A 20,751-nucleotide genomic window follows, 5' to 3' on the forward strand; every position below is an offset into this window, starting at 1 on the left:
ACTCCGAAAGCGGGGGTCGACGGTTCGTCAGCCGCCCAGCCGGTCCACCGCGGTGACCCGCAGCACCGCCCGGCCCTCCTCGTCCGAACCGTACAGGTCGACCTCGGCGCTGATGCCCCAGTCGTGGTCGCCCTCCGGGTCGTCGAAGATCTGCCGGACCTTCCAGGCGGAGTCCTCCTCCTCGATGATCAGCATCTTGGGGCCGCGCGCGTTCGGGCCGGTGCCGAGGTCGTCGTACTCCTCCCAGTACCCGTCCATGGCGTCCGCCCAGCGGTCCGCGTCCCAGCCGTACGAGCCGTCCAGCTCGGCGAGCTCCTCGTAGTGCTCCAGGGCGCACAGCTCGACCCGGCGGAACAGCTCGTTGCGCACCAGCACCCGGAACGCCCGCGCGTTCGCCGTCACCGGCGCCGGCTTGTCGTCCAGCGTCACCTCGGGGGCCTGCGGGTCCGTCGGGTTGGCCAGCTGCTCCCACTCGTCCAGCAGGCTGGAGTCGACCTGGCGGACCAGCTCGCCGAGCCAGGCGATGACGTCCTTCAGGTCGTCGGTCTTCACGTCCTCGGGGACGGTCTGCTCCAGCGCCTTGTACGCGCTCGCCAGGTAGCGCAGCACGATGCCCTCGGTGCGCGCCAGTTCGTAGAAGCCGACGTAGTCCGAGAAGGTCATCGCCCGCTCGTACAGGTCGCGGACCACCGACTTCGGCCTCAGCTCGTGGTCGCCGATCCACGGGTGCGCCCGGCGGTACACCTCGTACGCGTGGGTGAGCAGCTCCTCCAGCGGCTTCGGGTAGGTGATCTCCTGGAGCCGCTCCATCCGCTCCTCGTACTCGATCCCGTCGCGCTTCATCTCGCCGACGGCCTCGCCGCGCGCCTTGTTCTGCTGCGCGGCGAGGATCTGGCGCGGGTCGTCGAGGGTCGCCTCGACCACCGAGATCACGTCCAGCGCGTACGAGGGCGAGGTCGGGTCGAGGAGCTCGAAGGAGGCCAGGGCGAAGGTGGAGAGCGGCTGGTTGAGCGCGAAGTTCTCCTGGAGGTCGAGGGTGAGGCGCACGATCCGGCCCTCGGCGTCCGGCTCCGGCAGCCGCTCGACCACGCCGCCCTGCAGCAGGGAGCGGTAGATCGCGATCGCGGTGCGGATGTGCCGGCGCTGCGCGGCGCGGTCCTCGTGGTTGTCGGTGAGGAGCTTGCGCATCGCCTCGAAGGCGTTGCCGGGGCGGCCGATGACCGACAGCAGCATCGCGTGGCTCACCTTGAACCGGGAGACCAGCGGCTCCGGGTCGGCGCCGATCAGCTTGTCGAAGGTCTCCTCGGTCCAGCCGACGAAGCCCTCCGGCGCCTTCTTGCGCACCACCTTGCGCTTCTTCTTCGGGTCGTCCCCGGCCTTGGCGATCGCCTTGTCGTTCTCGATCACGTGCTCGGGCGCCTGCGCCACCACCTGTCCGACGGTGTCGAACCCGGCCCGGCCGGCCCGGCCTGCGATCTGGTGGAACTCCCGGGCGCGCAGGATCCGCACCCGGTTGCCGTCGTACTTGGACAGCGCCGTGAACAGCACCGTACGGATCGGCACGTTCACCCCGACGCCCAGCGTGTCCGTCCCGCAGATCACCTTCAACAGGCCTGCCTGGGCCAGGCGTTCGACCAGCCGGCGGTACTTCGGCAGCATGCCCGCGTGGTGCACGCCGATGCCGTGGCGCACGAAACGGGACAGGTTGCGGCCGAACTTGGTGGTGAAGCGGAAACCGCCGATCAGGTCGGCGATGGCGTCCTTCTCCGCCTTCGAGCACATGTTGATGCTCATCAGCGACTGCGCCCGGTCCACCGCCTCCTTCTGCGTGAAGTGCACCACGTAGACCGGCGCCTGGCCGGTCTGCAGCAGCTCCTCCAGGGTGTCGTGCATCGTGGTGCGGCGGTACTCGTAGAACAGCGGCACCGGGCGGGTCGTGTTGCGCACCACCGTCGTCGGGCGGCCCGTCCGGCGGGTCAGGTCCTCCTCGAAGCGGCGCACGTCGCCGAGCGTCGCCGACATCAGCAGGAACTGCGCCTGCGGCAGCTCCAGCAGCGGGATCTGCCAGGCCCAGCCGCGGTCCGGCTCCGCGTAGAAGTGGAACTCGTCCATGACCACCTGGCCGACGTCCGCCCGGAGCCCGTCGCGCAGCGCGATCTGCGCCAGCACCTCGGCCGTGCAGCAGATGATCGGCGCGGTCGGGTTCACGCTCGCGTCGCCGGTCATCATGCCGACCTGCTCGGTGCCGAACATCTTGACCAGGTCGAAGAACTTCTCCGACACCAGCGCCTTGATCGGCGCCGTGTAGAACGTCCGCTTCCCCTCCGCCAGCGCCGCGAAGTGCGCCCCGGCCGCCACCAGGCTCTTGCCCGACCCGGTCGGCGTCGCCAGGATGACGTTGTTCCCCGACACCAGCTCGATCAGCGCCTCCTCCTGCGCCGGGTACAGCGTGATCCCGCGCTCCTCCGCCCACGCGGCGAAGGTCTCGTACAGCGCATCGGGCGTGGCGGGCTTCGGCATCAGATCAAGGAGGGTCACCCGGCTATCTTGCCTGCTCGCCGCCACCCCGGGCAAAGCCCGCCCTCCGCCGGCACCCGCCCCGGGACTGTCCGGATCGCCGCACCGGCGGCCGCGAAGCTGTGCGCGGCCGCACATTGATCGCGGCGGCGGCGCCGTGCCAGAGTGCCGGGCATGGTCCAACCGCTCGCGTCCGCAACGCACACCACCGACCTCGCCCCGGCGGCCGTCTTCGACTGGCTCGACGAGGCCGCCGAGCTGCGGGCCGAGGCCGGGCTGACGCGCCGGCTGCGCAGCCGCGCGGCGCAGGACCCGGTGCTCGACCTGGCCGGGAACGACTACCTGGGGCTGACCAGGCACCCGGCGGTGACGCAGGCGGCCGCCGAGGCGGCGCTGCGGTGGGGCGGGGGGTCGACCGGGTCGCGGCTGGTGACCGGGACGACCGCGCTGCACACCGAACTGGAGGAGGAGCTCGCCGCGTTCTGCGGGGTGGAGGCGGCGCTGGTGTTCTCCTCCGGCTACACCGCCAACCTGGCCGCGCTGACCGCGCTCACCGACCCGGACACGCTGATCGTGTCGGACGCCTACAACCACGCCTCGCTGATCGACGGCTGCCGGCTCGCCCGCGCGGACGTCCACCGGGCCCCGCACAGCGACCCGCAGGCCGTCCGGGAGGCGCTGGAGCGCCGGACGCAGCGGCGGGCGCTGGTGGTCAGCGACTCGGTGTTCTCGGTGGACGGCGACGCCGCCCCGCTGGCCGGGCTGTCCGCCGCCGCCCGGGCGCACGGCGCCGCGCTGCTGGTCGACGACGCGCACGGGCTGGGCGTCCTCGGCCCCGGCGGCGCCGGGGCGCTCGCGGCGGCCGGGCTCGCCGGGCAGCCGGACACCGTCGCCACCGTCACGCTCTCCAAGTCGCTCGGCTCGCAGGGCGGCGCCGTGCTCGGGCCGCGCCGGGTGATCCGCCACCTCACCGAGACCGCCCGCACCTTCATCTTCGACACCGGCCTCGCCCCGGCCGCCGTCGCCGCCGCCCTCGCCGCCCTGCGCCTGCTGCGCGCCGAGCCGCACCGCGCCGACCGCACCCGCGAGGTGGCCCGCGGCCTCGCGGCCCGGCTGACCGCCGCCGGGCTCCGGGCCTGCGAGCCGGACGCGGCCGTGGTGTCGGTGCGCGCCCCGGGCGCGGAGGCCGCCGTCGCCTGGGCCGCCGACTGCCGGCGGGCCGGGCTCGCCGTCGGCTGCTTCCGCCCGCCGTCCGTCCCGGACGGGGTGTCCCGGCTGCGGCTCACCGCGCGCGGGGACCTGACGGACGCGCAGCTCGCGGAGGCGGTCCGGATCATCGCCGAGCTGGCGCCGGAGGGCGCCCGGGTCGGCTGACACCTGGGCCGGGAGGGCCGCCCGCCCGGCCGCCCGTGCAACCGTCCGGCCGTCGGTGGCGTCACCCCAGCGGGGGTGAGTCGATGGGGGTGGCGGTGCGGCGGTGGGGGCCGGTGGCGGCCGGGGTGCTGTTGGTGCTGCTGGCCGGATGGCTGGTGGGCGGGCCGGTGCGGCAGTTCGGGCAGGCGGCCGGGCTGGTGGGGGCGCCCGGGACGTTCCGCGCGGAGCGGTGTCTGATCCCGGCGAACGAGGACGGCCCGCCTCCTTCGGACTGCCGGGGCGTGTTCCGCCCGGGCGGCGGCGGCCCGGCGCACGAGCACGCCAGGATGCGGGCGGGCGCGCCGGTCGGCGAGGACGTCTGGGCGGTGTGCGAGGGCGACGAGTGCCACCTGGTGTCGGACGCCGAGGTGGCGCGGACGGTGATGCTGCTGGCGCTGGCCCTGGCACCGGTTGTGGCGGGCGTGCTGCTGACCGGCGTCGGCCTGCGCGCGCGGCGCGTCGGCCGGGGGCTGCTGCTCTCCGGCGCGGTCGTGGGCGTCCTGCTGTTCACCCTGATGGTGCTGGGCGGCGTCTTCTGGTTCGTGCTGGCCATGACGGGGGTGTGAGCCCGGCGAGATCGGCCGGACAGTGCCTACGTCTTGCGGGCCCGGCTGGGCTGCACCCTGGTCGGCTCGCCGGCCGCCTTGGGGTGGTCGGGCGGGTACGGGAGCTCTCCGAGGCCCTCGTCGCGCAGCTGCTTGTCGTACAGCTCCAGCAGGCCGTCCAGGCGGTACGCCCGATCGTCCATCTCGGCGTTCAGGTCGCCGAGTTCGGCGAAGCGGGCGGGGACGGTGCGCAGGTCGAAGTCCTCGGGGGAGGCGTCGTCGAGCTCCTCCCAGCGCAGCGGGGTCGAGGCGGTGGCGCGCGGGCGGGCGCGCAGGGAGTAGGCGGAGGCGATGGTGCGGTCGCGGGCCATCTGGTTGTAGTCGACGAAGATCCGCTCGCCGCGCTCCTCCTTCCACCAGACGGTGGTGACCTGCCCGGGCATCCGCTGCTCCAGCACCCGGCCGAGGGCGATCACCGCGTGCCGTCCGTCGGTGAAGGTCCACTCGGGCACCAGCGGCACGTACACGTGCAGGCCGCGCCCGCCGGAGGACTTGGGCCAACCGCGCAGCCCGTACTCCTCCAGCAGGGCGCGCAGTTCGTGAGCGGCGCGGACGGCGTCGTGGAAGTCGGTGCCGGGCTGCGGGTCGAGGTCGATGCGCAGCTCGTCGACGTGCTCGGTGTCGGAGCGGCGGACCGGCCAGGGGTGGAAGGTGAGGCAGCCCAGGTTGGCGGCCCACAGCACGGTGGCCGGCTCGGTGGGGCAGATCTCGTCGGCGGAGCGGCCGCTGGGGAAGTGGATCCGGGCGGTGGGCAGCCAGTCCGGCAGGCCCTTGGGGGCGCGTTTCTGGTAGAAGAACTCGCCGTCCACGCCGTCCGGGAAGCGCTGCAGGGTGGTGGGCCGGTCGCGCAGTCCGCGCAGCACCCCGTCGGCGACGGCCAGGTAGTACCGCGCGACGTCCAGCTTGGTGAAGCCGCGCTCGGGGTAGTACACCTTGTCCGGGTTCGACAGCCGGACGCTGCGCCCGGCGACATCCAGTTCCACGGCTGAGCCCATGCCCCTCACGCTAAGGGCGCCGTGCCCCGCGCGCGTCTTTTCGCCGTGGGCCCTTTCCGCGGTGCGCCCTCTTCGCCCTGCGCCCTCTCGTCGCGCGCCTTCCGGCCGTGCGCGCGAGGATCGGAGCCATGGACCTGCCCGTGATGCCGCCGGTGGCGCCGATGCTCGCCAAGTCGGTGGCGAAGATCCCGCCGGGGATGCAGTACGAGGCCAAGTGGGACGGCTTCCGGACGATCGTGTTCCGCGACGGCGACGAGGTGGAGCTCGGCAGCCGCACCGGCAAACCGCTGACCAGGTACTTCCCCGAGCTGGTCGCCGCGCTGCGGCGGGAGCTGCCACCGCGCTGCGTGCTGGACGGCGAGGTGGTGATCGCCCGGGACGGCCGGCTGCGGTTCGAGGAACTGCTGGAGCGCATCCACCCGGCGGCGAGCCGGGTGCGGCTGCTGGCGGAGCGGACGCCCGCCTCCTTCATCGCCTTCGACCTGCTCGCGCTCGGTGACGTCGCGCTGCTGGACGAGCCGCTGTCGGTGCGCCGCGCGGCCCTGGAGACGGCGCTCGGCGCCGCCCGCGACCCGGTGTTCACCGCCCCCGCCTCCACCGACCGGGACGTGGCGCAGACCTGGTTCGCCGAGTACGAGGGCGCCGGGCTGGACGGCGTGGTCGCCAAGCCGCTGGACCAGCCGTACCGGCCGGGCGAGCGGACCATGTTCAAGATCAAGCACGAGCGCACCGCCGACTGCGTGGTGGCCGGCTACCGCGAGCACAAGAGCGGCCCGGTGGTCGGCTCGCTGCTGCTGGGCATCAACGACGCCGAGGGCCGGCTCCAGCACGTCGGCGTCTGCGCCGCGTTCTCGATGGCCCGCCGCCGCGAACTCGCCGAGGAACTGGCCCCGTTGCGGATGACCGACCTCTCCCGCCACCCGTGGGGCGGCTGGGCGGACGAGGCGGCGCACGCCGAGGGCCGGCTGCCGGGCGCGGTCAGCCGGTGGACCGGCGGCAAGGACCTCTCCTGGGTCGCGCTGCGCCCCGAGCGGGTGGTCGAGGTCGCCTACGACCACATGGAGGGCACCCGCTTCCGGCACACCGCGCAGTTCCGCCGCTGGCGGCCGGACCGCACGCCGGAGAGCTGCACCTACGCGCAGCTGGAGGAGCCGGTCTCCTACGATCTGGCCCGCGTGCTGGGCAGGTGACGGCGCCTCGGAGGCCCGGCCCGGTGATCCGGGCCGGGCCTCAAGCGGTCTGGCGTTCAGGGCGCCCGGTCGGTCCGGAGCTCAGGCGTTGACCGTGGACGGCGCGCCGGAGGGGGACCCCGGGGCGCCGGGCGAGGCCGGGGACGAGGCCGACCCCGAGGGCGAGAGCGAGGGTGACGGCGACGCGGACCCCGAGGACGAGGCCGACGGCGAGGCCGTGTTGTTCACCGGCGGGATCGAGTAGACGTTCTTCGGCGAGACGATCTGCGTGATCGCCTTCGCGAACAGCGAGGACGGCTCCGAACCCCGGTACGGCACATCGGTGTTGAGCAGCACCACCAGGGTGGCCTGGGACTGCGGCAGGTACACCGCCACGGTCTCGTAACCGGGCAGCGAGCCGTTGTGCCCGATCCACCCGTTGTTGTTGAACAGCCCGAGGCCGTAGCCGACGCCGGGGTCCCCGGTCGGCTGGGTCTTCAACCGCTGGGACTGGGTGTCCTGCTTCAGCAGGGAGCCGGTGGCCAGGGACTTCGACCAGTTCTGCAGGTCGGTGAGGTTGGAGATGACCGCCCCGGCCGACCAGGCCCAGGACGGGTTCCAGTCGGTGGCGTCCGTGGTCTGGCCGTTGGGCGTCTGGTCGGTGTAGCCGCGGGCGTGCGGGTCGGGGAAGGTCGCGTCGGTCGGGAAGACCGTCCCGTTCAGTCCGGCCTGGCTGAACACCTGGTCCTTGAGGAACTGGTCCACGGGCTCCCCGCCGGCCTTCTCGATGACCTTGCCGAGCAGGATGTAGTTGCTGTTGCTGTACTGGAACTTGCTGCCCGGCGGGAAGTTCGCCGGGTGCTTGTACCCGTAGGCGAGCAGCTCGTCGGGCGTGAACACCCGGTTCGGGTCGCTGATCAGCGCGTTCACGAAGTTCGGGTCGGAGGTGTACGGGAACAGGCCGCTGCGCATCCCGGCGAGCTGGCGGATGGTGATCTTGTCGCCGCCGGGCACGCCGTCCACGTACTTGGAGACCGGGTCGTCCAGGCCCACCTTGCCCTGGTCGACCAGCCGCAGCACGCCGGTCGCCGTGAAGGTCTTGGTCTCGCTGCCGATCCGCATGTTCAGGTCGGGCGACATCGGGGTGCCGGCGGACTTGTCGGCCTGGCCGAAGGCCCGCTGGTAGCTGCCGTCGGGGGTGGTGATCCCGACGATCACGCCGGGGGTGGAGGTCTGGTTCAGCACCTGCTTGATCGCGGCGTCCAGCTGGTTGGCGACGTCGGGGGTCAGCGGCACCACCGCGCCGGCCGAGCCGCTCGCCGAGCCGCTCGCGGCGCCCGAACCGGCGCTGGAGCCCGACGCGGACGGGCTGAGCGCGGCGGGCTCGGCGGTGAGGGCCGCGCCGCCGGCCTGCTTCGGCGGTGACCCGCCGGAGCAGGCCGCGGTCGCGAGCAGGCCGGTCAGCGCCAGGGCGGCGCAGGCCGCTCGGCGGGTGGAACGGGACGCGGCCGGATGCGGCCGTCGGAGCGTGGTCATAGGTCGAGGCGCCTCTCTGCGGCGGACGGCCCCGGAGCGCTGCTCCACGAGGCCGACGGGGGAGCGCCGCCACCGTAAGCACCGCCGGTGCGGCCCCGCTCGTCGACCGCCGCAGGGCTGACCCGAACGGACCGGCGGTCAGCCGACTGCCCCAGCCGGCTGGCGCACATCGCCTCCCGTGCTGTCAAGGACCACTGCCCACTGGGGGGTTGGTGTCGCGAAAGCGGGCTCGCGCTCGGCCGAACAGGTGAGCACCGGCACGCCGCACCCGCCCCCGGCCCCGGCTCGGGCACGATCGTTTAGCCCAGCTGTGGCCGCCCTTAAGAATTCCTCGATGGACCGAACCCACCCTCACCAGGCAGATTTCTGCCTGCCCGGATCGCGTCCGCCAGGAACGGCCACACCGGGGCCACTCGGCCTGCCCACCCGCGAAGGCCGCCCCACTCGCACGTCAGGAGCCGACGCCCGTGAAGGCACTCGTCAAGCAGAAGGCCGAGCCCGGGCTCTGGCTGGTGGACGTCCCGAAGCCGGAGATCGGCCCCGGCGAGGTGCTGATCAAGGTGCTGCGGACCGGCATCTGCGGCACCGACCTGCACATTCGCAACTGGGACGGCTGGGCGCAGCAGACCATCACGACCCCGCTGGTGCTCGGCCACGAGTTCGTCGGCGAGGTCGCCGAGATCGGCGCCGGCGTCGCGGACATCGCGGTCGGCGACCTGGTCAGCGGCGAGGGCCACCTGGTCTGCGGCAAGTGCCGCAACTGCCAGGCCGGCCGCCGCCACCTGTGCCGCAACACGGTCGGCCTCGGCGTCGGCCGGGACGGCGCCTTCGCCGAGTACGTGGCCCTGCCCGCCTCCAACGTCTGGGTGCACCGGGTGCCGGTCGACCTGGACGTGGCCGCGATCTTCGACCCGTTCGGCAACGCCGTCCACACCGCGCTCTCCTTCCCGCTGGTCGGCGAGGACGTGCTGATCACCGGCGCGGGCCCGATCGGCATCATGGCCGCCGCCGTCGCCAAGCACGCCGGCGCCCGCAACGTGATGATCACCGACGTCTCCCCGTACCGCCTCGACCTGGCCCGGAAGGTCGGCGTCACGCTGGCGCTGAACGTCGCCGAGCACACCATCGAGGAGGGCCAGCAGAAGCTCGGCCTGCGCGAGGGCTTCGACGTCGGCCTGGAGATGTCCGGCCGCCCCGAGGCGATGCAGTCGATGATCGCCAACATGACCCACGGCGGGAAGATCGCCGTGCTCGGCCTGCCCGCCGAGCAGTTCCCGGTCGACTGGGCCTCGGTCGTCACCTCGATGATCACCATCAAGGGCATCTACGGCCGCGAGATGTTCGAGACCTGGTACGCGATGTCCGTGCTGCTGGAGGGCGGGCTGGACCTCGCCCCGGTGATCACCGGCCGGTACGCCGCCGACGACTTCGCGGCCGCCTTCGACGAGGCCGCCGGCGGCCGCTGCGGCAAGATCATCCTCGACTGGACCGCCTGAGCCCCCCCGTTCGTCCTCGTTAGGAGTCCGCAGTGTTCGACAACGTGCGCGCCGACATCGCCACCACCCTCGACGAGATCCGCGAGGCCGGGCTCTTCAAGCCCGAGCGGGTCATCGGCACCCCGCAGAGCGCCGCGGTCACCGTCACCGGCGGCGGCCGCCCCGGTGAGGTGCTGAACTTCTGCGCCAACAACTACCTCGGCCTGGCCGACCACCCCGAGGTGCTCGCCGCCGCCAAGGACGCGCTGGACCGCTGGGGCTACGGCATGGCCTCGGTGCGCTTCATCTGCGGCACCCAGGACGTCCACAAGGCGCTGGAGGAGCGCCTCTCGGCCTTCCTGGGCCAGGAGGACACCATCCTGTACTCCTCCTGCTTCGACGCCAACGGCGGCGTCTTCGAGACCCTGCTCGACGACCGCGACGCCGTCATCTCCGACGCGCTCAACCACGCGAGCATCATCGACGGCATCCGGCTCAGCAAGGCCCGCCGCCACCGCTACGCCAACCGCGACCTGGCCGACCTGGAGCAGCAGCTCAAGGAGACCCAGGACGCCCGCCGCCGCCTGATCGTCACCGACGGCGTGTTCTCGATGGACGGCTACGTCGCGCCGCTGCGCGAGATCTGCGACCTGGCCGACCGCTACGACGCCATGGTCATGGTCGACGACTCGCACGCCGTCGGCTTCGTCGGCCCCGGCGGCCGCGGCACCCCCGAACTGCACGGCGTGATGGACCGCGTGGACATCATCACCGGCACCCTCGGCAAGGCGCTCGGCGGCGCCTCCGGCGGCTACGTCGCCGCCCGCCGGGAGATCGTCGCCCTGCTGCGCCAGCGCTCCCGCCCGTACCTGTTCTCCAACTCGCTCGCCCCGGTGATCGCGGCGGCCTCGCTGAAGGTGCTCGACCTGGTCGAGCAGTCCAACGAACTGCGCGAGCGGCTGGCGGCCAACACGGCGCTGTTCCGCGGCAGGATGACCGAGGCCGGCTTCGAGATCCTGCCGGGCGACCACCCGATCGCCCCGGTGATGATCGGCGACGCGGCCAAGGCCGGCCGGCTCGCCGAACTGCTGCTGGAGCGCGGCGTGTACGTGATCGGCTTCTCGTTCCCGGTGGTCCCGCACGGCCAGGCCCGGATTCGGGTGCAGCTGTCCGCCGCGCACTCCACCGAGGACGTCGAGCGCGCCGTCGCCGCCTTCGTCGACGCGCGCGCCGCGCTGGGCGAGTAGCCCGGCGGTCGGTGGCCCGGCAGCCCCATGAGCTGCCCGCGGGCCGGTCCGCTCGGAACCGGACCGGCCCGCGGGCTCACCACCGTCGTGCGGTGGGGGCGCATCGATCCGCCCCCACCGCACGGCCCACCAACCATCTGCCCCACCCTCCCGCTTCGGGGGCGGGACGCCGGCCCGGCCGACGTCCCGCCCCCGTACGCGGTTCACGGTGCGAGCGGCGGTTGACGGTCAGTCGTCGCTGTCCTGGTCCTGGCCTTGGTCCTGGTCCTGGTCGTCGCCCTGGTCGTCGCCGTGGCCGTGGTGCGCGGTGGCGCGGGCGAAGACCAGGGAGTCGGTGCTCGCCGGGCCGCCGGTGCCGGCGAGCAGGTTGCCGCTGGTCGAGCTGAACACCACCGTGCGGCCGCGGGCGTCCACGACCGGGTCGGTCGAGGAGCCGTTGCCGAGCGAGCCGTCCGCAGCGGTGGCGACCCGCTCGGTGCGGCCGGTGCGCAGGTCGTGGCGGTAGACGTCCCAGCCCGGGTGCTGCGGGCCCGCCACCAGGTTGTCGGCGGCGGAGGCGAAGTAGACCCAGCGGTTGTCGGCGGTGATCCGGGCGTGGTCGGAGGAGCCGACCGAGGTGGTGCCGGGCAGGCCGCCGCTGATCTTCGTCACGGTGCCCTTCCCGAGGTCCCGGACGTACAGCACGGTGTGGAACCGGTGGCCGCCGGTCGACCCGCCGGGCTCGGGCAGGGCGTAGATCGCGCGCCGCCCGTCGGGGCTGATCGTCGCGCCGAAGCTCGGGGCGCCGAGCTTGCCGTCGAGGTCGAGGCTGGCGGCGGAGATCCGGCCGGACTCCACGTCGTAGGTGTAGTAGGGGGCGGTCACCGGCCGGGCCAGGTTCGGCTGGGCCAGGCCCTTCTGCGCGCTGTGGGGCAGGGCCGGGGCGATGCCCGGGGCCAGCTCCAGGTCGGCGGGCGCCGCTGCGCCCCCGGCGGCCGGGGCGGGGGTCTGGTCGGCGGGCAGCAGGTTGTCGGCCATGGAGGTGAAGCCGATGGTGCGGCCGTCCGCGCTGATCGTCGGGTGGAGGGACATGCCGTCGCCCGGCTTGCCGTCCACGCCGCGGGTCACCAGCCTGGTCTTCCCCGTCCAGCGGTCGGTGACGTAGATGTTGTAGTCCCAGGTGTAGGGCCTGGCCAGCGAGGGGGCGTCGCCCTGGAGGTCGGGGACGAGGTCCTTCCGGCTGGAGCCGAAGACCACGTAGCGGCCGTTCGCGCTGATCGAGGGCGCGTAGGAGGCGTGGAACTTGTCGGTGTCGGTGCCGGTGAGCCCGCCGCTGATCAGCTCGGTGCGGCCGGTCTTCCGGTCGCGGACGTACACCTCGGTGCGCCCCTGGACCTGCATGCCGGGCACCACGTTCTCGGCGTCGCTGTCGAAGGCGACGTAGCGGCCGTCGGCGTTGATCGCGACGTTGTCGGTGAAGCCGTTCAGCGCGCTGCCGTCGGCGGCCAGGTTGATCCGCTCGGTGCGGCCGGTCCTCAGGTCGCGGACGTAGGCGTCGCGGGCGCTCTTCGCGGGCTGGGACACCAGGTTCGTGGCCCAGGAGGTGAACAGGGCGTAGCGGCCGTCGGCGCTGATCGCCTGGCTCCACGACTGGTTGTCCGGCGCGGCGCCGTTCACCCCGACGCTGACCTGGACGGTGCCGCGCCGCGCCCGGTCGGCCCGGTCGGCCTGGGCGGGTGCGGCGGTCACGGCGAGTACGGCGGTGGCCGCGAGAATGCTGCCGCCGCCGGCCAGCCACCGGTTGCGGGTGGTACGGGTGCTGCGTGTCATGACGTCTGCCTCCCCGGGGGTCGCCCGGCCGGGCTCCCTCCCGGCGACGGGCTTTCGGGAGAGCCAATCGTCGGGAGGGCCGGTGGTCAACGCCCACGGGTGATCTCGGCCGAAAATACGTCAACGGACGTATGCAGCAGGGGAGTCAGGACGTCACAGGCGGCGCAGGAAGACGTCCAGGAAGGTGTTGGTGTCACCCGGCACCAGGTCACCGTCCGAGGCGTCGAAGATCACCGTGTCGCCGGTGGCGTCCACGTACGGGCCGTAGGAGGAGGCGGTGCTCTGCCCGCCGCTCCGGGTGAGGCTGATCCGCTCGATCCGCCCGGTCCACAGGTCGCGGCGGAAGACGTCGCTGGCGGAGTTGGTGTCGTCGGGGACGAGGTTCTCGGCGGCGGAGTCGAAGTAGACCCAGCGGTCGTCGAGCGTCATGACGCCACCGGACGAGGACCACTTGGCGGTGGTGCCCGGCAGGTCGGTGTTGACCTTGGTGATCTTGCCGGTGGCCAGCTCGTGGACGTACACGTCCATCCGGATGCCGTGGGCCGGGGCGGGCGCCCCGCCGATGAAGACCGGGAGGCTGTAGATCGCGTAGCGGCCGTCCGGGCTGACCCGGCCGTCGCGGCCGCCGTCGCTCAGCGCCCCGGTGTCGTCCAGGCTGGCGCCGGCGATCTTGCCGGTGCCGGCCTTCCAGACGTAGTACGGGTAGAACTTGGGCCCGGCCAGCTGGGGTGACCCGGCGCCGGGGGCGGAATCGGCGTCGGTGGCCGGGTCGGTGGCCGGGGCCGGAGTGCCCGGGAGCAGGTTCCCGGCCCGGGAGCCGAAGCCGACGGTCGAGCCGTCCGCACTGATCGTCGGACTGAAGGAGTTGTTGTCGGCGCCCTCGCCCTCCGTGCCGGAGGTGACCAGCCGGGTGGTGTGCGTCCAGCGGTCGGTGACGTAGATGTTGTTCTTGCCGCGCTTCACGCCCGGGGCGAGGTCGGTGCGGCTGGAGGCGTAGGCGACGAAGCGGCCGTCCCAGCTGAGGGTGGGGCTGTCGGCGGTGCGGATGCTCTGGTCGTCGGTGCTCGCCGGGCCGGCGGTGGTGATCAGCTCGGTGCGGCCGGTCCAGCGGTCGCGGACGAAGACGTCGCTGCCGTGCTTCGGCTGGCCGGGCAGCACGTTGGTGGCGGCGGTGCTGAACGCCACGTACCGGCCGTCGCCGCTGATCGCGGCCTGGTTGGTGGCGGCGTCCAGCTTGGAGCCGTCGGCGGCGACGCTGACCCGCTCGACGTGCCCGTTGCGCAGGTCCCGCACGTAGACCTCGTCCGAGTTCGGGGTGCCGGCCCCGGGCAGCAGGTTGGTCGCGGTCGAGGTGAACAGCGCGGAGCGGCCGTCGGCGCTCAGCCCGAGCGCGGACGAGGTGCCGTCGAGCTGCTCGCCCTTGGGCCCCTCGCTCACCCGGGAGGTGTCGCCCTTGAGCGGCCGGGCCTCGGCGGCTGGCATCGCGGCCCCGGCCACGGCGGCGGCCACCAGGACGCCGGCGGTGCGGGCCAGCCAACGGCGGGTTCGTGCGGTGGTCATGGACATCCTCCCCTGATGACGGCACCGGGCCCTCGTCACCCCCGCGGCCCGGCTCGGGAAGAGCCAATCGTCGCCCGGGCCGGGTGGTCAACCGGGCGAAGCGATCTCGTCCGGAAATACGCCACCGGTCGTATCGCCCCTTACGCGGAAGCGGGCCCGGACCCCGCCCCGGCTCCGGGCCCGGTCCGGCTGACCCCGGCGCGCTGGCAGAATTGGCCTGTGATCGACGCCCGACGGCTGCGGACCCTGCGGGCCGTGGCGGACCACCGCACCGTGACCGCCGCGGCGGCTGCCCTCTACCTGACCCCTTCCGCCGTCTCCCAGCAGCTGGCCGCCCTGGAACAGGAGACCGGCCACGACCTGCTCGCCCGCGAGGGCCGGGGGGTGCGGCTGACCGCCGCCGGGGAGATCCTGCTCGGCCACGCCGACGCCGTGCTCGCCCAGCTGGAGCGCGCCGAGGCCGACCTCGCCGCCTACAGCGCGGGCGTCTCCGGCGAGGTGACCGTCGCCTCCTTCGCCACCGGCATCGCGCTCGTCCTCGCCCCGGCGATCGGGCTGCTGGCCGCGCAGGCGCCCGGGGTGCGGCTCAAGGTGCTGGACGCGGAGGGCGACGCCAGCCTGCCGATGGTCCTCGACGGCCGGGCCGACCTCGCGGTGGCCGTCGAGTACCGGGGCGCCCCGCGCGCCGACGACGCCCGGCTCACCCGCGTCCCGTTGTACGCCGAGCCGTTCGAGGCGGTGCTGCCGCTCGGCCACCCGCTGGCCGCCGACGGCGCTCCGCTCGCCGTCGCGGCCCTGGCCGACGAACGGTGGATCGGCCCCTACCCGGGCAACCCCTGCCACGACGTCGTCCTGCTCGCCTGCGAGCACGCCGGCTTCCAGCCGCGCCTGGTGCACTCCTCCGACGACTTCCGGGCCGTCGTCGCCCTCGCCTCGGCGGGCGCCGGCGTCGCCCTCGTGCCGCGCTCGGCGCTGCGCGGCGTCGACCTCGGCCGGATCGCCGTCCGGCCGGTCGACAGCGAACTCGCCACCCGCCGGGTCTTCGCCGCCGTCCGGGCCGGCGCCGACGGGCACCCGCTGATCCGCCCGGTGCTGGACGCCCTCGCCGAGGCGGCCGCGGCGGGCGCCTGAGGGTCCGAGGTCGGGTGGGTCCGAGCTCGGGCGGGGCGCGGCGGGCGGCTGGGGTCAGGCGGGTCGGGGCGTCGTGCGCGTGCCGTTGACGACCGCCCGGAACATCCAGGACAGCCGCTCCTCCGGCGCCCCGGACACCAGGTCGTCCCCGAGCGCGGCGATCCTCGGGTAGGTGGCGGCGGGCGCCGCGCGGAGCGCGTCGGTGAGCGCGGCCTGTTCCCGCTCCGCCTGCTCGCCCTGCCGGGCGGACTGCTCGGCGGCGGTGGCGGTGGCCACCTGGAGCAGCACGTCCACGCCCCAGGCCGCCTGCCCGTCCGGCACCCCGCCCTCGTGCAGCAGTGCCAGGACCGCCTCCACCAGGGCCAGGTAGTGCGGCCCGGACGGCCTCGCCACCAGTGCGGCGTGGGCGAGCGCCGGGTGCCGGAGCAGCACCCCGGTGCAGGAGTCGAGGACGGCGGCCAACCGCTCGCGCCAGTCCCCGGCCGCCGTCACCGGGCTCAGGTCCACCTCCCCGAGGTACTCCTCCAGGATCGCGGCGTGCAGTTCCGCGGCGTTGGCCACGTACACGTACAGCGAGGCCGGCCCGGTGTCCAGCTCCTGGGCCAGCCGCCGCATGGTCACCCGTGGCAGGCCCTCCGCCTCCAGCACCCGTACGGCGGCGGCGACGATCGCCTCGTGGCTCAGCGCGGGCTTCGCCGGCCGCTCGCGGCGGCTGCGGGGTCGGGAGGGGGAGCTCGTCATACCGGCCAGCCTAGCGACCGTGTTCGTGACGAACTGGTTCGCCGAAACGGCGCCGCCGCTACCGGCCGGGCGGCGGGGCGGGCTGGTTCGGGGCAGCGAACTGGTCGAGCAGGCCCTGGAGGCCGTCGGGGCCGAACATCAGCTCCAGGCTGGCGGCGGAGGCGGCGGCCGAGGCCTCGCTGCGGGGGAAGAGGGCGTGCTCGTAGGTGGTCAGGGCGGCCTCGGGGTCGCCGGGGTGGTGGGCGAGGGCCTTGCCGAGTTCGGCGCCGTCGAGCATGGCGAGGTTGGCGCCCTCGCCGGCGAACGGGGACATCAGGTGGGCGGCGTCGCCGAGCAGGGTGACGCCGGGGGTGCGGTCCCAGCGGTGGCCGACGGGCAGGGCGTGGATCCGGCGCGGGACCAGGTCGCCGTCGGCGTCGGCGAGCAGGGCCCGCAGGCCGTCGGCCCAGCCGTCGAAGCCGGCCAGCACGGCCGCCTTGGCGGTGTCGGGGGCGGTGGTGTCGATGCCGTCCAGCCAGTCCTCGCCGGCCCGGACGGCGGTGTAGACGTGGATGCTGCCGTCGCCCTCGCGGTGGGCGAGGAAGCCGCGGCCCTCGGCCACGGAGAGGAAGAACCCGCCGCCGACCAGGGCGGCCGCCTCGGGGTGCCGGGTGTCCGCGTCGTGCAGGTCGGCCTCGACGAAGGAGATCCCGGTGTAGGTGGGCCGGGCGTCGGACAGCAGTGGCCGGATCCGGGACCACGCGCCGTCCGCCCCGACCAGCAGGTCCGTGGTGACGGCCGTGCCGTCGGCGAAGGCGACCTGGTGGCGGCCGTCGCCCAGCGCGTGGGCGCGGACCACCTTCCGGCCCCAGCGGACGGTGCCGGCGGGCAGGGAGTCCAGCAGCAGGTCGCGCAGGCGGCCCCGGTCGACCTCGGGGCGGCCGCCGGTGCCGTCGTCCTCCTGCTCCAGCCGGACGGCGCCGTCCGGTCCGACCACCCGCAGGGCCTCGCCGCCCGCGTGGACCAGGGCCAGGAACCGGTCGTGCAGCCCGGCGTCGTGCAGGGCCTGCTGGCCGGAGTCGTGGTGGATGTCGAGCAGGCCGCCCTGGGCGCGGGCCTCGGGCGAGGGCTCCAGGTCGAAGACGGCGGCCCGGATGCCGTGGACGTGCAGGACCCGGGCGAGCACGAGGCCCCCGAGCCCGGCTCCGATGACGGCGACGGGAACGTGCTGGACGGTCATGGCCACTCCTCGGGTCGGTGTCGGTCCGTGTCGGTCGGCGTGGGTTCGCCTCCCGTTCCTTCACAGTAACGAACATGTTCGTAACGAACAAGTTCGCCTCCAGGAGCGGCCTACCGGACAACCCGGGATCCCACCGGACGGGAGTGTGAGAACTTCATGATCCGGAGATGGCGGGATCACTGGCGCGCCGCGAGACGAGGCGGGCAGACTCGGTGCCGGAGAACCAGCTGACGGGAGGCCGTCGCCCTGGTCCACCCCTCGCAACTGCCCGGCCCCGGCGTCCCCGGCGTGCCCGCGTACGTCGCCGACCACCCGCTCCCCGACACCACCCGCGCCGCCATCGACCGCACCAACTCCGCCCGGCTCTTCGCCGGGGCGGCGTTCCTCAAGTAGTGGCCGAAGGCTGTGGGGACCTCACTCCACGATCAGGTACCGCTGCGCGCTCGCCCCGCTGGCGCAGGTCCCGCCGTCGCAGCCGCCCTTGGCCTCGGTGAACGCGTTCCAGACGTAGATCCCGGGCGAGGGCGGGGTGTACAGGTAGGTCGACGCGTCCTGCCAGGGCATGTTCTGTCGGGTCCCGTCGGGCGACAGCACCGAGGCGTGGGAGGAGAAGCCGCTCGCCGTCCAGCTCAGCGAGACCGGCCGGCCGGCCTTGGCCACGGTCTGGTCCGCCGGGGCCGGCAGGCGGGGGACGGCCGGGGTGTCGTGCCCGGGGTCGGGCGTCGAGGAGCCCTTCGCCCTGACGAACAGGAACCGGTCCTCGGACCACGCGCTGCCGGCCCGTCCTTCGGCGGCGTTCGCGGTGCTCGCCTCCCACCGGTACAGCCCGGCGGCGGTGGGAGTGAACGTGCAGGCGGCGGAGCTCAGCCAGGCGGTGCAGCGGGGGCGTCGTCGCCCAGCCCGGTGAAGACGCGCGACATCGCGGCGGCGTGGCCCCAGCTGAGCGTGACCGACTGGCCGAGCTCGATGACCGTCCGGTCGGCGGGCCCGGTGGGCTCGGGCGGGTGCGGAGTCCCCGCGGGCACGCTGGTCACCCTGGCCGGGGGCGAGGAGCCGGCCGGGGCGCCGCCGGACGGGAAGCAGTCCGGCGGCCCGGAGCCGCCGGCCATCACGAAGAGGCGGACGCAGACGGCGCCACCGCCGTCGCCGCCGAGACGGCCCAGCGGGATCCGCGCCGTAACGCGCTTGCCGGGGTCCTCATCATGTCCTCCCCTTGTCGGCCGGTGCGCCGCGCCGGGCACCGGATGGATCGAAGCCTAGGTGATTCCATTGCCATCGAATGGGACAACTATTAAGTGGTGAAGGAGGGTTGGAAGATCCGGCCGTGGCTGTTGGGGTGTGCGGCGCAGGCCTGCCGGGACCGTCGTGCCCACCGGAAACCGTTCGACCGCCGTGCTTCCACCGCGAGCCGGCGGGAGGTCAACTGGCGCCCACCACCGGGTGAGTCCGTCTCGTCGAATGAGAGAATCACCCCGGCCCGCGAATTCCGGCCCGCGAATTCCATTCCATGCGGCCGGAGTTACGACCCACCAAAGGAATCGCAGATGACCGACCTGCCGGCGCCCGCTCCCTTCACCACCGAGGACACCCTGTTCGGCGAGATCACCGTCCGCATCGAAGGCCAGCACCGGGTGACCGTCTCCGGGGATCGGATCCCCACCGCCGTCCTGGAGCGCGACCCGGGCAGCGAGCCGGACCCGCAGATCGCCATCGGCACCCGCGACACCGCCCACCTGACGCTGACCGTCGACGGCGCGCCGGTGCCGCTGCGGCCGGGCCGGGGCAAGCTCCGCCGGAAGTCCTACCGGGTCGAGACCACGTACGACGGCGCCGTCTACGTCCTCGTCCCGGACTCCATCCCCAGCAGCCGGCTCATGCGCGACGGCAAGCGCCTCGGCGACTTCTCCTGCGACGGCGACCAGATCGTCATCGTGGAGTGGCGGGACGGCGCCCCCGCCCGCCCCGCCGACGCCGCGATCGGGTACGTCCTCGCCTCCGCCTTCGGCACGGGCGGGCAGCCCACCTGGATGCTGGTGGTCGAAGGGGTCGGCGCCCTCATCCCCTGAGCCGCCGGGCCGGTCGCTCGCCGGCCCGGCGCCGTTGCGCGGGAGCGGGCGAATAGGGTGGGGCGGATGGTTTTCGGCGCATGAGTATGGAGATTCGTATGAGCTCGACCTCTGTTCCTGACGGCCTGCTCCCGGTCGGGGTGATCGGCCTCGGTGACATTGCGCAGAAGGCGTATCTGCCGGTCCTGGGCGGGTTGCCGGCGCTGGACCTGCGGTTGATGACCAGGGACGGGGCGAAGCTGGACCGGATCGGTGACGCGCACCGGATTGCGCCGGAGAATCGCTTCACCGATCTCGGGGAGTTGATCGGGAGCGGGATCCGGGCGGCGTTCGTGCACGCCGCGACCAGCCAGCACGTTCCGATCGTGGAGCAGCTGCTGACGGCCGGTGTCGACGTCTACGTCGACAAGCCGCTCGACTACACCGTCGACGGTGCCCGCCGGCTCGTCGACCTCGCCGACCGGACGGGCCGCTCGCTGATGGTCGGCTTCAACCGCCGGCACGCGCCCGGCTACGCCCAGGCCAAGGAGCGCCCCCGCGACCTGATCGTCCTGCAGAAGAACCGCGAGGGCCTCGCCGAGGCCGCCCGCTCCCTGGTGTTCGACGACTTCATCCACGTCGTCGACACCCTGCGCTTCCTGGCCCCCGGCGAGATCGAGCACGTCGACGTCCGCGCCCGCGTCCGGGACGGGCTGGTCGAGCACGTCGTCCTGACCCTCGGCGGGGACGGCTTCACGGCGCTCGGCATCATGAACCGGCTCTCCGGCTCGACGGAGGAGATCCTGGAGGTCTCCGGCGCCGACTCCAAGCGGGCGGTGCACAACCTCGCCGAGGTGATCGACCACCGCGGCCAGCCCACCGTCCGCCGGCGTGGTGACTGGGTGTCCGTCGCCCGCCAGCGCGGCATCGAGCAGTGCGTGCTGTCCTTCCTGGACGCCGTCCGGGCCGGCAAGACCCTGGACGCGCACGACGCCCTGCGCACCCACGAGCTGTGCGAGCTGATCGTGGAGCGGATCGAGGCGGGCTGAGGGGCCGTCGAGGCAGGTTGAAGGAGCGGGCTGAAGGGACGGGCTGAAGGGACGGGGATAGGAGCGGGGGTAGGAGCAGGGGCCGGGGCGGACGCCGAAGCGGAACCAGAAGTTCACTGACGGGGTCTTGTCGCGTCATTTTCTACGCGCGTATCTTGGGGTCGCTGCGGGGGACGGGTGACCGGCTTCCGCTTCATCTACGCGGGTAGCGCGTGCCATGGGCACGCCGCCTGACCATGC

At 73.6% G+C, this 20,751-nt stretch carries 17 protein-coding genes; 8 read left to right on the forward strand and 9 right to left on the reverse strand.

From position 1 onward, the window contains the following. Nucleotides 1-27: 27 nt before the first annotated feature. Complete coding sequence (locus AB0O19_RS22020) at nucleotides 28-2,538, reverse strand: DUF3516 domain-containing protein (RefSeq protein WP_350882347.1); 2,511 nt, start codon at nucleotides 2,536-2,538, stop codon at nucleotides 28-30. A 153-nt stretch (nucleotides 2,539-2,691) separates the two neighbouring features. On the opposite strand from AB0O19_RS22020, the gene AB0O19_RS22025 reads away from it, so the two are divergent. Then, nucleotides 2,692-3,891, forward strand: a complete 1,200-nt coding sequence (locus tag AB0O19_RS22025; RefSeq protein WP_363586709.1) for an 8-amino-7-oxononanoate synthase — start codon at nucleotides 2,692-2,694, stop codon at nucleotides 3,889-3,891. 83 nt (nucleotides 3,892-3,974) lie between these two features. Continuing rightward, on the forward strand, nucleotides 3,975-4,496 hold the full coding sequence (locus AB0O19_RS22030) for a hypothetical protein (RefSeq protein ID WP_363621606.1): 522 nt from the start codon (nucleotides 3,975-3,977) through the stop codon (nucleotides 4,494-4,496). A gap of 26 nt (nucleotides 4,497-4,522) precedes the next feature. On the opposite strand, the gene ligD is transcribed toward AB0O19_RS22030, so the two are convergent. After that, nucleotides 4,523-5,530: a non-homologous end-joining DNA ligase gene (gene ligD, locus AB0O19_RS22035; RefSeq protein WP_363621608.1), complete on the reverse strand. Its 1,008-nt coding sequence runs from the start codon at nucleotides 5,528-5,530 to the stop codon at nucleotides 4,523-4,525. A gap of 128 nt (nucleotides 5,531-5,658) precedes the next feature. Between ligD and AB0O19_RS22040 the strand changes: the two genes are divergently transcribed. After that, a complete protein-coding gene (locus AB0O19_RS22040) occupies nucleotides 5,659-6,720 on the forward strand; it encodes an ATP-dependent DNA ligase (protein ID WP_363621610.1) in 1,062 nt (353 codons plus the stop codon). An 81-nt stretch (nucleotides 6,721-6,801) separates the two neighbouring features. Here the strand turns inward: AB0O19_RS22040 and AB0O19_RS22045 are convergent, their stop codons facing one another. Beyond that, nucleotides 6,802-8,235 carry a serine hydrolase domain-containing protein gene (locus AB0O19_RS22045; protein WP_363621612.1) on the reverse strand — a complete coding sequence of 478 codons (1,434 nt, stop codon included), beginning with the start codon at nucleotides 8,233-8,235 and terminating at the stop codon, nucleotides 6,802-6,804. Nucleotides 8,236-8,702: 467 nt separating this feature from the next. Here AB0O19_RS22045 and tdh point away from each other — a divergent pair, with 467 nt between their 5' ends. Both tdh and AB0O19_RS22055 read left to right on the forward strand, forming a co-directional pair. Next, complete coding sequence (gene tdh, locus AB0O19_RS22050) at nucleotides 8,703-9,731, forward strand: L-threonine 3-dehydrogenase (RefSeq protein WP_363586714.1); 1,029 nt, start codon at nucleotides 8,703-8,705, stop codon at nucleotides 9,729-9,731. A gap of 32 nt (nucleotides 9,732-9,763) precedes the next feature. Next, nucleotides 9,764-10,957, forward strand: coding sequence for a glycine C-acetyltransferase (locus AB0O19_RS22055; RefSeq protein ID WP_363621614.1), 1,194 nt, complete (start codon nucleotides 9,764-9,766; stop codon nucleotides 10,955-10,957). Nucleotides 10,958-11,185: 228 nt separating this feature from the next. On the opposite strand, the gene AB0O19_RS22060 is transcribed toward AB0O19_RS22055, so the two are convergent. Together AB0O19_RS22060 and AB0O19_RS22065 are read right to left on the reverse strand one after the other, a co-directional pair. Continuing rightward, nucleotides 11,186-12,766: a hypothetical protein gene (locus tag AB0O19_RS22060; protein WP_363621616.1), complete on the reverse strand. Its 1,581-nt coding sequence runs from the start codon at nucleotides 12,764-12,766 to the stop codon at nucleotides 11,186-11,188. Nucleotides 12,767-12,919: 153 nt separating this feature from the next. Beyond that, the gene (locus AB0O19_RS22065) at nucleotides 12,920-14,326 is read right to left on the reverse strand and encodes a hypothetical protein (RefSeq protein ID WP_363621617.1); all 1,407 of its coding nucleotides are present in this window, start codon (nucleotides 14,324-14,326) and stop codon (nucleotides 12,920-12,922) included. Nucleotides 14,327-14,545: 219 nt separating this feature from the next. Between AB0O19_RS22065 and AB0O19_RS22070 the strand changes: the two genes are divergently transcribed. Further along, nucleotides 14,546-15,457 (forward strand): LysR family transcriptional regulator, encoded by a 912-nt coding sequence (locus AB0O19_RS22070; RefSeq protein ID WP_363621618.1) that lies wholly within the window; start codon nucleotides 14,546-14,548, stop codon nucleotides 15,455-15,457. Nucleotides 15,458-15,511: 54 nt separating this feature from the next. Here the strand turns inward: AB0O19_RS22070 and AB0O19_RS22075 are convergent, their stop codons facing one another. The 4 genes from AB0O19_RS22075 to AB0O19_RS22090 form a co-directional block, all read right to left on the reverse strand. Beyond that, a complete protein-coding gene (locus AB0O19_RS22075) occupies nucleotides 15,512-16,198 on the reverse strand; it encodes a TetR/AcrR family transcriptional regulator C-terminal domain-containing protein (RefSeq protein WP_363621619.1) in 687 nt (228 codons plus the stop codon). Between the two features lie 58 nt (nucleotides 16,199-16,256). Continuing rightward, nucleotides 16,257-17,417, reverse strand: a complete 1,161-nt coding sequence (locus AB0O19_RS22080; RefSeq protein ID WP_363621620.1) for an NAD(P)/FAD-dependent oxidoreductase — start codon at nucleotides 17,415-17,417, stop codon at nucleotides 16,257-16,259. Nucleotides 17,418-17,831: 414 nt separating this feature from the next. Further along, complete coding sequence (locus AB0O19_RS22085) at nucleotides 17,832-18,077, reverse strand: hypothetical protein (RefSeq protein WP_363621622.1); 246 nt, start codon at nucleotides 18,075-18,077, stop codon at nucleotides 17,832-17,834. 203 nt (nucleotides 18,078-18,280) lie between these two features. Continuing rightward, a complete protein-coding gene (locus tag AB0O19_RS22090) occupies nucleotides 18,281-18,658 on the reverse strand; it encodes a hypothetical protein (protein ID WP_363621624.1) in 378 nt (125 codons plus the stop codon). Nucleotides 18,659-18,961: 303 nt separating this feature from the next. Between AB0O19_RS22090 and AB0O19_RS22095 the strand changes: the two genes are divergently transcribed. Both AB0O19_RS22095 and AB0O19_RS22100 read left to right on the forward strand, forming a co-directional pair. Beyond that, nucleotides 18,962-19,483 carry a hypothetical protein gene (locus AB0O19_RS22095; RefSeq protein WP_363621626.1) on the forward strand — a complete coding sequence of 174 codons (522 nt, stop codon included), beginning with the start codon at nucleotides 18,962-18,964 and terminating at the stop codon, nucleotides 19,481-19,483. Between the two features lie 98 nt (nucleotides 19,484-19,581). Continuing rightward, a complete protein-coding gene (locus tag AB0O19_RS22100) occupies nucleotides 19,582-20,511 on the forward strand; it encodes a Gfo/Idh/MocA family oxidoreductase (protein ID WP_363588877.1) in 930 nt (309 codons plus the stop codon). Nucleotides 20,512-20,751: the final 240 nt, after the last annotated feature.

It is taken from the genome of Kitasatospora sp. NPDC091276, from assembly GCF_040684355.1.
Taxonomy (GTDB): Bacteria; Actinomycetota; Actinomycetes; order Streptomycetales; family Streptomycetaceae; genus Kitasatospora.